Raw genomic sequence first — 13034 nt, forward strand, 5'->3', positions numbered from 1 at the left:
AAAAGTAACGCACGCATGTATCAGTGGGACTTCGGCATCCTCTGGAGCTATCGCTGGCTCTTTCTCAACGGGCTCGGCGTCACCGTCGGCTTCACCGTGGTCATCGTCGTGCTCGGTCTCGTCTTCGGCCTGTTCGGCGCGTTCGGCAGCCTGTCGCGCTTCAAGGCGGTGCGTCTCCTCGCCCTCACCTTCATCGAGGCGTTCCGCTGCACGCCGATCCTGGTGCAGCTGATCTGGTTCTATTACGCGCTGCCGATCCTGGCCGGCGTCGAGATGACGCCGATCACGGCCTCGGCGCTCGCACTCTCGCTCTATGGCGGCTCGTTCTATTCCGAGATCATCCGCGGCGGCATCATCTCGATCGACAAAGGCCAGTCGGAAGCCGGCGCCGCGCTCGGCATGACGCCGGGACAGAGCATGCGGCGCATCGTGCTTCCGCAAGCGATCAAGCGCATGATCCCGGCGCTGATGAACCAGTCGATCATCCAGTTCAAGAACACCTCGCTGGTTTCGGTGCTCGCCGTGCCCGACCTCGTCTACCAGAGCCAGGTCGCCGCCCATGACAGCTACCGGCCGCTCGAGACCTACACCGCGGTCGCGGTCGCCTATGCGGCGATCCTGATTCCCTTGACCATCATCGTCCGCCGCGGCGAGAAGCGACTGGCGGTCAGCGAATGAGCGAGCCATCCAGGAACACTTCGAAGATCGAGATCCGCAGCCTTCGCAAGAGCTTTGGCAGCAACGAGGTTCTGAAGAACATCAGCCTCGACGTGGCCAAGGGGGGCGTGGTGGCGCTGATCGGCCCATCCGGCTCCGGCAAGTCGACACTGCTCCGCTGCATCAATCTGCTGGTCGTGCCCGACGGCGGCAGCGTCCGCGTCGGCGACACAAGCTTCCAATTCGGCGAAGGCGCCAAGCTTCCGGACGTGAAGACACTCGCCAAATTCCGCACCACCACCGGCATGGTGTTCCAGCATTTCAATTTGTTCCCGCACATGACGACGCTTCAGAACGTCATGGAGGGGCCCGTCACGGTGCGCCGCATGGCCAGGGCGGACGCCGAGAAGCTCGCGCGCGCGCAGCTTGCCAAGGTGGGCCTTGCGGAGAAGGCCGACCAATATCCGGCGACGCTGTCCGGCGGGCAGAAGCAGCGCGTCGCGATCGCACGTGCGCTCGCGATGGAGCCGGACGTGATGCTGTTCGACGAGGCCACCTCGGCGCTCGATCCCGAGCTCGTCGGCGAGGTGCTCGCCGTCATGCAGCGGCTGGCCTCGGAAGGCATGACCATGGTGATCGTGACCCATGAGATCGCCTTCGCCCGCGAGGTCGCCGACCGCCTCATCTTCATGCGCGACGGCGTCGTGGTCGAGGAAGGTCCGGCGCGGCAGGTGATCGACAATCCGCAGGAAGCCGCGACGCGCGCCTTCCTCAGCCATTTCCACCGCACCGGCGCGTTGCCGCCGGCCAACGTAGCACCGTGATGCCTGATATCGATCGCGCCTATCTCGTTACCGGTGCCGCCAGCGGCATCGGCCGCGCCACCGCAAAACTGCTCGCGGCCCCCGGCACCGCGCTGCTGCTCCACACCCGCTCGAACGCGGAAGGTCTCGATGCCGCCGCGGCCGAAGCCGAAGCGAAAGGCGCCGCCGTCGCAAAATGCCTCGGCGATCTCGCCGAGGAAGCAGCCGTTACCGACGCCGTCGCCGCCGCGCAACGCGTTTTCGGACGGCTCGACGGATTGATCCTGGTCGGCGGTCATGCCCGCCGCGGCAGCGCGATCGGCACGCCGGCGGATCAGTTCCGGCAGGCGATGGACGAATCGGCGCTGGCGTTCACGCGGCTGGTCGACGCCGCGCTGCCGCTGCTGCGTGCCGGGCGCGATACGCGGATCGTGGCGGTGTCCTCTTTCGTCGCGCATGCGATCCGGCCGGAATTCGCACCCTTTGCCGCAACGGCGGCAAGCCGCTCCGCGCTCGAAGCGCTGGTGCGTCTCACCGCGATCGAGCTCGCAAAAGACGGCATCACCGTCAATGCTGTGTCACCCGGCCTCATCATCAAGGACAAGCCGAGCGAGAGCCGGCTCTCGCCCGAGCAGATCGCCACCACCGAGGCGCTGATCCCGATGCGCCGCCGCGGGCGGCCGGAAGAAGTGGCCGAGATCATCGCCTTCCTGGCATCACCGAAGGCGTCCTACGTCACCGGCCAGGTCTGGCACGTCAATGGAGGCCTGACATGACCGAAGCAACCGTCGAACGCATCAGGCTGTTCCTGATCGAGAGCCCGATCAAGATGGCGCGCCTCCAAGGCGTCGGCAACGTCAAGGGCACGGTGAAGCGCGTGCTGATCGAGCTCACCGCGAGCGACGGCGTGATCGGCTGGGGCGAGGCGGCACCGTGGGAAGTGTTCACGGGGACGCCGGAAGCGGCCTTCTCCGCGCTCGACATCTATCTGCGGCCGATCGTGCTCGGCAAACCCGTGCGCCGCATCCGCGCGCTGATGACCGAGCTCGACCGCGCGCTGGTCGGTCATGCCGAGGCCAAGGTCGCGATCGAGATGGCGCTGCTCGACATCGTCGGCAAGTCGTCGGGATTGTCGGTCGCCGACCTGCTCGGCGGCCGCGTGCGCGACACGATTCCCCTCTCCTTCTCCATCGCCGATCCCGATTTCGCCGCCGATCTCGAACGCATGCGAAAAATGGTTCCGGACGGCAACGTCATCTACAAGGTCAAGACCGGCGTGAAGCCGCATCGCGAGGATCTCGATCATCTCGAAGCGATCCGCAAGGAATTCGGCGACAAGGTCGATCTGCGCGTCGATTACAACCAGGCGCTGGCGCCGTTCGGCGCGATCAAGATTTTGCGCGACATCGAGGAATTCGCACCGACCTTCATCGAGCAGCCGGTGCCGCGCAAATATCTCGACGTGATGGCGCAGCTCACCGCGGCGCTGGAAACACCCGTTCTCGCCGACGAAAGCTGCTTCGACCGCCGCGACATGATGGAGGTGGTGCGCCGCGAAGCCGCCGATGCCGTCTCGATCAAGCTGATGAAAGCCGGCGGCCTGTTCGAGGCGCAGGCGATCATGGCGATCGCCGACATCGCCGGCCTGCCCGGCTATGGCGGCACGCTGTGGGAGGGCGGCATCGGGCTTGCCGCCGGGACGCAGCTGATCGCGGCAACGCCGGGCATCTCGCTCGGCTGCGAATTCTACATGCCGCATCACGTGCTGACCGAGGACGTGCTGGAAGAGCGCGTTGCCAACCGCGCCGGCCATGTCGTGGTGCCCGACGGCCCGGGCCTCGGGATCCGCGTCAGCGAGGCCTCCGTCCGCGCCAATGCGCGGGTGCTTGCGGAGGCGTGAGTTCGTCATTCCGGGGCGCGCGTAGCGCGAGCCCGGAATCCATAACCACAGGGAGGGGTTGTCGCGCGAGCTGGTCACCACGCATCTTCGCCAAACTTCTCTCTGTGGTTATGGGTCCCGGGCTCGCGCTTTGCGCGCCCCGGGACGACAGCGGAGCATGCCGCCCCCGCGGTCCCTAACCTTCCCCTAGCTAACTCCGTATCGTATGGTCCGGCCAAACAAGCCCGCCCCCATCGGGCCATCCGGAAACGCATATGTCTGAACCCGCCTGGTCGCTGCACTCCCGCCTGAAAGAGGACACCATCGACATCGGCGACCTGCCGCTCTCGAAGGTCCTGGTCATCAAGGACGCGCATTATCCCTGGCTGCTGCTGGTGCCGCGGCGACCCGATGCGGTCGAGATCATCGATCTCGACGAGGTGGAGCAGGCGCAACTCATGACGGAGATCTCCCGCGTCTCGCGCGCGCTGAAAGAGATCACCAAATGCGACAAGCTCAATGTCGCCGCGCTCGGCAACCTCGTGCCGCAGCTTCACGTCCACATCATCGCACGCCGGACCAGCGACGCTGCATGGCCGCGGCCGGTCTGGGGCGTGATGAAGCCCTTGGCGCATGACGCCACCGAGGTGCAGACTTTCATCAGCGCGCTTCGCCGCAAGATCTGGTTGGGTTGAGAACAAGAAATGTCAGCATTCGACTCGTTTCCGCTGGGACAGCCGGCCTTCGTCACCAACGTCCTCGATCGCGCCGCGCATCTGCGCCGCGACGACGAAAAGCTGTTCGCGATGGAGCAGAAGCCATTGTCGCGCGCCTATGTCGTCTACCGCGACTCGCTGCTGGTGAAGCGCGAGGGCGACAAGGCGCGCGCGCTGCTGGGAGTAGACGAGGCGCTGAAATGCGGCGCCAACCCCGGCACGATCTTCTTAGGCCTGCGCGACGGCGCCGCGGTGTTCGGCATGGGGATGTCGCAGGCGGCGGCCGAGAAGCTGATCGGCCGCGAGGACTACACCGTCACCGAGCTGCGCGGCATGGCGATGCAGGGCGCGATTCCGCCCGGCGAGCTCTCGGCGATCGCGATGGCGAAGTCGATGGTGAGCTGGCATCAGCGCCACGGCTATTGCGCCAATTGCGGCACGCGGAGCGCGATGAAGGAAGGCGGCTGGAAGCGCGAGTGCCCTGCTTGCAAGGCCGAGCACTTTCCGCGCACCGATCCCGTCGTGATCATGCTGGTCGCCTCCGGCGAGAAGTGCCTGCTCGGCCGCCAGAAGCAGTTCCCGCCGGGGATGTATTCCTGTCTCGCCGGCTTCGTCGAGGCCGCCGAGACCATCGAGGACGCGGTACGCCGGGAAATCCTCGAAGAATCCGGAATCCGCTGCACCGACGTGCAGTATTACATGACGCAGCCCTGGCCCTATCCATCGTCGCTGATGATCGGCTGCAGCGCGCGGGCGCTCAACGAGGACGTCGTCGTCGATCATTCCGAGCTGGAGGACGCGCGCTGGTTCACCCGCGAGGAGGCCGCGCTGATGCTGACGCGGACGCATCCGGACGGGCTCGCCGGCCCGCATCCGTTCGCGATCGCCCACCACCTGCTCGGCCGCTGGGTGCACGACAAGACCGGCGCGTAAGCTGGGGCCGCCGGTGGCCATATCAGGGACCGCGCCGCACATCCTTTGCATCGGCATTCCCGTGCGCGACCTCACCTTTCGCGTCGAGGCCGTGCCCGCGCGCGGCAGCAAGGCCAACGCCACGCATCTCGCCGAGATCTGCGGCGGCAACGCGCTCAATGCTGCGATCGCCATCGCGCGGCTCGGTGGCCGGGTCTCCTTCGCAGGACCGATGGGCGATGCACGGGAAGCGTCGAGCGGCTTCATTCTCGAACAGATGGCCAGTGAAGGCATCGACACGACGCACGTGGTGCGCGTGCCCGGCCTGACCACGCCGGTCTCCGCGATCCTGATCGAGCCCTCGGGCGAGCGGACGCTGACGATCTATCGCGATCCCGGCCTGTGGAGCGTGAAGCTGCCGGACGGTGACGCGCTGCTCGCCGATTGCCGGGCGGTCCTCGTCGAGAGCCGCTGCGGCGCCCTTTGTATCGATCTCTGCGCCGAGGCGCGACGGCGCGGCATTCCTGTCATCGTCGGCGTCGATCGCGCGATGTCGTTGCAGGACGGCCTGCTCACGGCCGCCTCGCACGTGCTGTTCGCCAGCGACCAGGTGCAGGAGACGGCCGGTGTCGCCGATGACGGCGAGGCATTGAAGCGCCTGGCAGGGCTGACGCCGGCCCTTCTCGCCGCCACGCGCGGCCCGCGCGGCACGATCTGGCTGAACGAGGCGGGCAAGCTGGAGGAGACCCCGGCCTTCCCGGTTCAGGCGGTCGATACGCTCGGGGCCGGCGACGTTTTCCATGGCGCCTTCACGCTTGGCCTCGCCGAGGGCGCGGAGGTGCGGGAGGCGCTGCGATTCGCCGCGGCCGCCGCAGCGCTGAAATGCACCCGCCACGGTGGCGGCATGGCCGCCCCACAACGCGTTGAAGTTGAAGAGCTTTTACGAGGCAGGCTCTAGAGAAGTTCCACTGTTACGCCGAGATTATAGGCTTGCCGTGGAAAGATTTTCTCTATATCAGGGAAATCAGCCCCTGAAATGGAACAAAGTTCTTCAAATGACTGACCTCGCCGTGCAACTCCCCGAGACCAGCCGCCGCCTCGATGCCATCGACCGCAAGATTCTGATGGTGCTCCAGGAGGATGCGTCCCTCTCCGTCGCCGAGATCGGCGACCGCGTCGGGCTGTCCTCGACCCCCTGCTGGAAGCGCATCCAGCGCCTCGAGGCCGACGGCGTGATCCTGAAGCGCGTCGCCCTGGTCGACCAGAACAAGATCGGGCTCGGCATCTCCGTATTCGTGTCAGTCGAGAGCGCCGACCATTCGGACGCCTGGCTGAAGAAGTTCGCCGAGGCCGTGAGTGCCATGCCCGAGGTGATGGAATTTTACCGCATGGCCGGCGACGTCGACTACATGCTGCGCGTCGTGGTCGCCGACATGCAGGCCTATGACGTGTTCTACAAGAAGCTGATCAGCGCCGTGCCGCTGAAGAACGTCACCTCGCGCTTCGCGATGGAGAAGATCAAGTCGGTCACCGCGCTGCCGATCCCGGCGGTGGTGGCGGCTTAGAGGCTTAGTTCTCAGGTCTCACCACAAGGAAGCTGTCATCGCCCGGCCTTGACCGGGCGATCCAGTATTCCAGAGGCGGCGATTGGATACGGAGAAGCTGCGGCGTACTGGATGCCCCGGTCAAGTGTTTAGCCCGGACAGATCACTGACGGGTGTTCGGAGACATAGCTGACACATCAACATTGGCTGGATTGGTCCGATTCGGGAGGCCGTCCATGCCTTGGAGCGAGGTGTCAGTGATGGATCAGCGCCACGAGTTTGTGCGGCTGGCTTTGCAGGAGGGCGCCAACCGGCGCGAACTGTGCCGTCGGTTCAACATCAGTCCTGACGTCGGCTACAAGTGGCTGGCGCGCTGGCAGGCCGGCGATCGGGAGCTGGCCGACTGTTCCCGGCGCCCGCATGCGATGCCCAAGCGGAGTGAGGCTGCGGTCGAGGCAGAAGTCCTGGCTGTACGCGACAAGCATCCGGCTTGGGGAGCACGGAAGATTGCCCATTGCCTGAAGCGGGGCGGGCAGACGGTGCCTGTGCCATCAACGGTGCACCAGATCCTGTGTCGGAACGACCGGATCAAACCGAGTGAGAATGCGCCGCCCAATCCGGGCCACCGGTTCGAGAAGGAAGCTCCCAACCTGCTGTGGCAGATGGACTTCAAGGGTCACCTGCCGCTCGCCAATGGGACGCGGTGCCATCCGCTAACGATCGTCGACGATCACTCGCGCTACGTGCTGTGCCTGAAGGCATGTGCCGACGAGCAGCGCCTCACCGTGCAGAATCACCTGTCGACGACGTTCCGCTGCTATGGCCTGCCGGAGGCCTTCTACACCGACAATGGCTCACCCTGGGGCGATACGTCCGGCATTCGTTGGACCGGACTGAAGGTGTGGCTGCTCAAGCTTGGCGTCAGGGTGGTGCACGCAAGGCCATGCCACCCACAGGCCCGCGGCAAGAACGAACGCTTCCATCGCACCCTGAAGGCCGAGGTGTTTGCAATGCGCCGCTTCCGAACTCTCCCGGAAGTCCAGCGCGCCTTCGACGCCTGGCGGCCGGTCTACAATCTGGAGCGGCCTCACCAAGGCCTCGATATGCAGGTCCCTGCCGATCGCTTCCGGCCAAGTGCTCGCCCCATGCCGGCCCGCGTTCCGAACGTCGAATACGACAGCGGCGAGATCGTGCGCAGGGTCTCATCGACAAGACCCTACATCTCCTTCAAGGGACACTTCTGGAAAGTTCCCCAGGCCTTCGCCCGCGAACGCCTTGCCATCCGGCCGCTGGATCGTGACGGCCACTACGGAATCTTCTTCGCCAGCTGGCAGGTCGCATCGATCGACTTGACCAATGGCCAACCTGTCAGTGATGTGTCCGAACAGGTGTCAGCCATGTCTCCGGGCTAAACATCAAGCCGGGGCATGACAGCGGAGATTTGCGGCGCGGGTTGTGCTCCCTGATGCCCCTCAAATCGTCTGATTGTACGCGCCGACTTCGGGATGCGTGCGGAGCACGCTGTTCACCATCTCGAACATGTCGTGCATGCGCTGCTCGGAGACCGGGCTCTCGACCACGACGACGAGCTCGGGCTTGTTGGAGGACGCGCGCACCAGGCCCCAGCTGCCGTCCTCGACCGTGACGCGTACGCCGTTGACGGTGACGAGATCGCGGATCGCCTGGCCGCCGATCTTGGCGCCCTTGGCCTGCAAGCCTTCAAAATGCTTCACCACCTGGTCGATGACGCCGTATTTGGTCTCGTCGGCGCAATGCGGTGACATGGTCGGCGACGACCAGGTTTTCGGCAGCGCGTTCTTCAGATCGGCCATCGACTTGCCCGGCGCGCGGTCGAGCATGTCGCAGATCGCGAGTGCCGACACCAGGCCGTCGTCGTAGCCGCGTCCATACGGCTTGTTGAAGAAGAAGTGGCCGGACTTCTCGAAGCCCGCGAGCGCACCCGTCTCGTGGGTGCGGCGCTTCATGTAGGAATGGCCGGTCTTCCAATAGGCGACCTTGGCGCCCTGCTTCTGCAGCACGGGATCGGTGACAAACAGACCGGTCGACTTCACGTCGACGATGAAATGCGCATCCTTGTGGATCGCCGACATGTCGCGGGCGAGCATCACGCCGACCTTGTCGGCAAAGATTTCCTCGCCGGTGTTGTCGACGACGCCGCAGCGATCGCCGTCACCGTCGAAGCCGAGACCGACATCGGCCTTGTGATGCAGCACCGCGTCGCGGATCGCGTGCAGCATTTCCATGTCTTCCGGATTCGGATTGTATTTCGGGAAGGTGTGGTCGAGCTCGGTGTCGAGCGGGATCACCTCGCAGCCGATCGCCTCCAGCACCTGCGGCGCGAACGCGCCGGCAGTGCCGTTGCCGCAGGCGGCGACGACCTTGAGCTTGCGGGTCAGCTTCGGACGGCCGGTGAGATCGGCGATATAGCGCGCCGGATAATTCTCGTGGAACTGGTAGGAGCCGCCGGCCTTGTTCTTGAATTCGGCGTTGAGCACGATCTCCTTCAGCCGCGTCATCTCGTCGGGGCCGAAGGTCAGCGGGCGGTTGGCGCCCATCTTCACGCCGGTCCAGCCGTTGTCGTTGTGCGAGGCCGTGACCATGGCGCAGCAGGGCACGTCGAGATCGAACTGCGCGAAATAGGCCATCGGCGTCACCGCGAGCCCGATATCGTGCACCTTGCAGCCCGCAGCCATCAGGCCGGAAATCAGCGCATATTTGATCGAGGCCGAATAGCCGCGGAAATCATGGCCGGTGACGATCTCCTGCTTGACGCCGAGCTCCGCAATCAGCGCGCCCAGCCCCATGCCGAGCGCCTGGATTCCCATCAGGTTGATTTCCTTCTGGAACAACCAGCGCGCGTCGTATTCGCGAAAACCCGTGGCCTTCACCATCGGCTCGGATTCGAAGGCATAGGTGTTGGGCAACAAGACGGATTTCGGCTTGGGGAACATTGAGACGGTCTCGTGAAAATGGCGGGAATTGATGCAGCCTTAGCGAATGCCGGGCCGCAGCGGAAGGCGGGAATGGCAGCTTATGGCTTATAATTGCGGCAGTTTGGTAACGGGAAAACGCGGCCCGGCGCGAGACTTCCGCCAATGCCGTCCTGAAAAAATCCGTGCGAACGACCGTTCGTCGGCGCGGTGAGCGCCTTTGAGGCGGCTTACTGCTCCAGCACCATCTGGCCGTTGGCGTATTCGAAGCGCTTGAGGCGGGACAGGAAGGAGAGGCCGAGCAGGTTCTCCGACAGAGCCTCGTCCGGCAGCACCATGGCGTCGACGTCGCGCACGACGAGGCCGCCGACCTCGAGCATGGCGATGCGCGTGCGCGCCGCCTTGATGGTGCCGTTGGCGGTCGAGACGGTGGCGTTGTACTCGCCGCGCGAGGGACGGAGGCCAAAGCGGGCGGCCGAGCTCTCGTTCAGCGCGACCACGGAGGCGCCGGTGTCGATCATGAAGCCGATCCGTTGGCCGTCGATGCGGCCTTCGGCCTGAAAATGGCCACGGCCATCGCGGGAGATGGCGAGGCTGCGCCCACCGGCCGGCGCCGTCGCAGCAACCGTGATCGTCGTGCGCGGCGCTGACGTCGCGGAGGCGGAACTCATCCTGTCCGCCATCTGCGCCATGAACGTGCCGAGGCCGATCATGATGGCCGCGAGGATCATTATGTTACGCATCACACCACTTCCGAGCCGGAAAGCTCGATTTCACCACGCGACACGTCTGGCCGCGAGCGACGCTGCGGTCAGAGCGCCGCTATTTTGACGAAAAGGATGAGCGGAGGGTTAATGGCGCAGTGTCGCCAGTACGACAGATCCTCATCCTGAGGAGCCCGCCAACGGCGGGCGTCTCGAAGGATGGCCGCGGGCGAAAGTTGGGCCTGCATGGTTCGAGACGCGCGTTCCGCGCTCCTCACCATGAGGGTCTACTTGCGGTTCACGTCCCGCGCGGCTTGACCCGCCGGGTCGGCAGCGCGCTCGCCGGATCCTCCGGCCAGGGATGGCGCGGGTAGCGGCCGCGCAGGTCGGAGCGTACCGCGGCGTAGCTGCCGCGCCAGAAACCGGGGAGGTCGCGCGTCACCTGCACAGGGCGCTGCGCCGGCGACAGCAATTCCAGCACCAGCGGCACCTTGCCGGCGGCGATCGACGGATGGGTGTTGAGCCCGAACAATTCCTGGAGCCGCACCGCGATAGTCGGCCCCTGCTCGGCCTCGTAGTCGATCGCGAGCACGCTGCCGGTCGGCGCCTCGAAATGCGTCGGCGCCTCGCGATCGAGCCTTGCGCGCATCTCCCAGGGCAGCAGCGCCATCAGCGCGTCGGACAGATCGCCGGCCGAGATGTCTTTGAGTGCGATCTTGTCGTAGAGCGCCGGCACCAGCCAGTCGTCGCGCCGCGCGATCAGTCCGTCGTCGGACAAATCGGGCCAGCTGTCGCCCTCGGCCTTGCGCAGAAACATCACGCGGTCGCGCCACTGCTTTGCGGCCTTCGACCAGGGCAACCGGTCGAGACCTGCGGCAATCAGCCCATCTGCTAAGATGCGCGCGGTGTCCTCCGAAGGCGACACCGCGAGTGTTGCCTCCGACAGTGTGATCGCATGCAGCGCGCGCTTGCGCCGCGCGCGCAGCGCCATCGCGCCACGATCGAAGGAGATCTCGTCGACGGTCTCGATATGCTCGGCGAAATGCCGCTCGATGTCGTCCTCGCCGATCGGCGCTGCCAGCAGAACGCGGCCGCTCGCCGCCGTGCCCGTCATCTCGCCGATCGCGATGTAGGGCGCGCGGGCGAGCGACGAGGTCTGCTCCACCGCGGCGCCGCGACCATTGGCGAGCACGAAGGTGCCATTGCCGCGGTTGCGCGCGACACGGTCCGGGAAGGCGTAGGCGAGCATCAGGCCGGTCGAGAGATCGTCCTGTCCGGTTGCGGCCTTCTCCGACGCCGCCACCTGCGAAGCCCAGCGCCGCGCGAGATCGCGCGCGCTCGCGGCGCGCGGCGAGCGATCGCGGCGGAACTGGTCGCGCCGGTACTCGAGATCGACGCTGTCGCCGCCGAGCCCGCGCTCGGTGATGATGGCCGCGATCTCGGCGGCGGCTTCGCCGCTGCCCACGCGATGCGAATCCACGATCATGCGCGCCAGCCGCGGCGGCAGCGCCAGCGCGCGCAGGCTTTTGCCTTCGGCGGTGATGCGGCCGTCGCCATCAAGCGCGTTGAGCTCGGAGAGAAGGCTTTTCGCCTCTTTCCAGGCGGGCAGCGGCGGCGGATCGAGGAATGACAACGCCGAAGGATCGGCGACGCCCCATTGCGCGAGGTCGAGCACCAGCGAGGAGAGGTCGGCGCTGAGGATTTCCGGCTGGGTGTAGGGCGCAAGCGAGGCCGTCTGCGGCTCATCCCAGAGCCGGTAGCAGACGCCGGGCTCGGTGCGGCCGGCGCGGCCGCGGCGCTGGTCCACCGCCGCACGCGCAGCGCGCACGGTCTCGAGCCGGGTCAGCCCGATGTCGGGCTCGTAGCGCGGCACGCGGGCGAGACCGGAATCGACCACGATGCGCACGCCCTCGATGGTGAGCGAGGTCTCCGCGATCGAGGTCGCCAGCACCACCTTGCGCGTGCCCTTCGGCGCGGGCGCGATCGCGCGGTCCTGCACGGCAGCGTCGAGCGCGCCGAACAACGGCACGATCTCGATGCTGGCATCCTGGACGCGCTCGCTGAGGAAATTCTGGGTGCGGCGGATTTCGGCGGCGCCGGGCAGGAACGCCAGCACCGAACCGCTGTCGGCGCGCAGCGCGGACGCGATCGCATCCGCCATCTGCCGCTCGACCGGCGCATCCGCCTTGCGGCCGAGATAGCGCGTCTCGACCGGAAAGGCGCGGCCCTCGCTCTCGACAACGGGCGCTTCCCCGAGCAGCTTTGCCACGCGCGCGCCGTCGAGCGTTGCCGACATCACGAGGATGCGCAGATCCTCGCGCAGGCCGGTTTGCGCGTCGCGCGCCAGCGCGAGGCCCATGTCGGCATCGAGCGAGCGCTCGTGGAATTCGTCGAACAGGACGGCCGCGATGCCGGAGAGCTCGGGATCGTCGAGGATCTGGCGGGTGAAGATCCCCTCGGTCACCACCTCGATGCGCGTCGCGCGCGAGATCTTCGAGCCGAAGCGGACGCGGTAGCCGACGGTTTCGCCGGCGCGCTCGCCAAGCGACTTGGCCATGCGCTCGGCACTCGCCCGGGCAGCGATACGCCGCGGCTCCAGCACGATGATCTTCTTGCCCGCGGCCCAGGGCGCATCCAGCAGCGCCAGCGGCACCCGCGTGGTCTTGCCTGCGCCGGGCGGCGCCACCAGCACAGCGGCGTTATGCACCTCCAGCGTGCGCGAGAGGTCGTCGAGCACGGCGTCGATCGGGAGGGGCGTGTCGAAGCTGCGGGGCAAGGCCTATCCATTCGTCATGCCCGGCCTTGTGCCGGGCATCCACGTCTTCGACTAGAAACAGACGTGGATGGCCGGGACAAGCCCGGCCATGA

At 66.2% G+C, this 13034-nt stretch carries 12 protein-coding genes; 9 read left to right on the forward strand and 3 right to left on the reverse strand.

Going from position 1 to position 13034, the window contains the following annotated elements; genetic code table 11:
* The first annotated feature begins 15 nt into the window (after positions 1-15).
* The 9 genes from AB7290_RS40435 (at position 16) to AB7290_RS40475 (ending at position 7923) form a co-directional block, all read left to right on the forward strand.
* The gene (locus tag AB7290_RS40435) at positions 16-678 is read left to right on the forward strand and encodes an amino acid ABC transporter permease (RefSeq protein WP_008131668.1); all 663 of its coding nucleotides are present in this window, start codon (positions 16-18) and stop codon (positions 676-678) included.
* Positions 675-1481, forward strand: a complete 807-nt coding sequence (locus AB7290_RS40440) for an amino acid ABC transporter ATP-binding protein (RefSeq protein ID WP_085398520.1) — start codon at positions 675-677, stop codon at positions 1479-1481. The genes AB7290_RS40435 and AB7290_RS40440 overlap by 4 nt, the downstream gene beginning before the upstream one ends.
* On the forward strand, positions 1481-2236 hold the full coding sequence (locus AB7290_RS40445; protein WP_085398521.1) for an SDR family NAD(P)-dependent oxidoreductase: 756 nt from the start codon (positions 1481-1483) through the stop codon (positions 2234-2236). Before AB7290_RS40440 ends, AB7290_RS40445 begins: the two co-directional genes overlap by 1 nt.
* Entirely contained in the window at positions 2233-3360 is a 1128-nt protein-coding gene (locus AB7290_RS40450) for a muconate cycloisomerase family protein (protein ID WP_085398522.1), read from the forward strand. Before AB7290_RS40445 ends, AB7290_RS40450 begins: the two co-directional genes overlap by 4 nt.
* Positions 3361-3614: 254 nt before the next feature.
* Complete coding sequence (locus AB7290_RS40455) at positions 3615-4034, forward strand: HIT domain-containing protein (protein WP_085398523.1); 420 nt, start codon at positions 3615-3617, stop codon at positions 4032-4034.
* Positions 4035-4043: 9 nt separating this feature from the next.
* Positions 4044-4988: an NAD(+) diphosphatase gene (nudC, locus tag AB7290_RS40460; protein WP_085398524.1), complete on the forward strand. Its 945-nt coding sequence runs from the start codon at positions 4044-4046 to the stop codon at positions 4986-4988.
* Between the two features lie 13 nt (positions 4989-5001).
* Positions 5002-5925: a sugar kinase gene (locus tag AB7290_RS40465; RefSeq protein ID WP_085398525.1), complete on the forward strand. Its 924-nt coding sequence runs from the start codon at positions 5002-5004 to the stop codon at positions 5923-5925.
* Positions 5926-6022: 97 nt separating this feature from the next.
* Entirely contained in the window at positions 6023-6532 is a 510-nt protein-coding gene (locus AB7290_RS40470) for an Lrp/AsnC family transcriptional regulator (RefSeq protein WP_014491365.1), read from the forward strand.
* 215 nt (positions 6533-6747) lie between these two features.
* Positions 6748-7923, forward strand: a complete 1176-nt coding sequence (locus AB7290_RS40475) for an IS481 family transposase (protein ID WP_085398134.1) — start codon at positions 6748-6750, stop codon at positions 7921-7923.
* A 60-nt stretch (positions 7924-7983) separates the two neighbouring features.
* Here AB7290_RS40475 and AB7290_RS40480 read toward each other — a convergent pair whose 3' ends face one another.
* The 3 genes from AB7290_RS40480 to hrpB all read right to left on the reverse strand — a co-directional run bounded on the left by AB7290_RS40480 (position 7984) and on the right by hrpB (position 12942).
* A complete protein-coding gene (locus AB7290_RS40480; RefSeq protein WP_085398210.1) occupies positions 7984-9483 on the reverse strand; it encodes a phosphomannomutase/phosphoglucomutase in 1500 nt (499 codons plus the stop codon).
* 209 nt (positions 9484-9692) lie between these two features.
* Positions 9693-10205: a TIGR02281 family clan AA aspartic protease gene (locus AB7290_RS40485; protein ID WP_085398211.1), complete on the reverse strand. Its 513-nt coding sequence runs from the start codon at positions 10203-10205 to the stop codon at positions 9693-9695.
* Between the two features lie 259 nt (positions 10206-10464).
* Complete coding sequence (gene hrpB / locus AB7290_RS40490) at positions 10465-12942, reverse strand: ATP-dependent helicase HrpB (RefSeq protein ID WP_085398212.1); 2478 nt, start codon at positions 12940-12942, stop codon at positions 10465-10467.
* Positions 12943-13034 lie beyond the last annotated feature (92 nt).

The organism is Bradyrhizobium sp. 613_E4_N2_2 (genome assembly GCF_052075995.1).
In the GTDB taxonomy this organism is placed as follows: Bacteria; Pseudomonadota; Alphaproteobacteria; order Rhizobiales; family Xanthobacteraceae; genus Bradyrhizobium; species Bradyrhizobium barranii.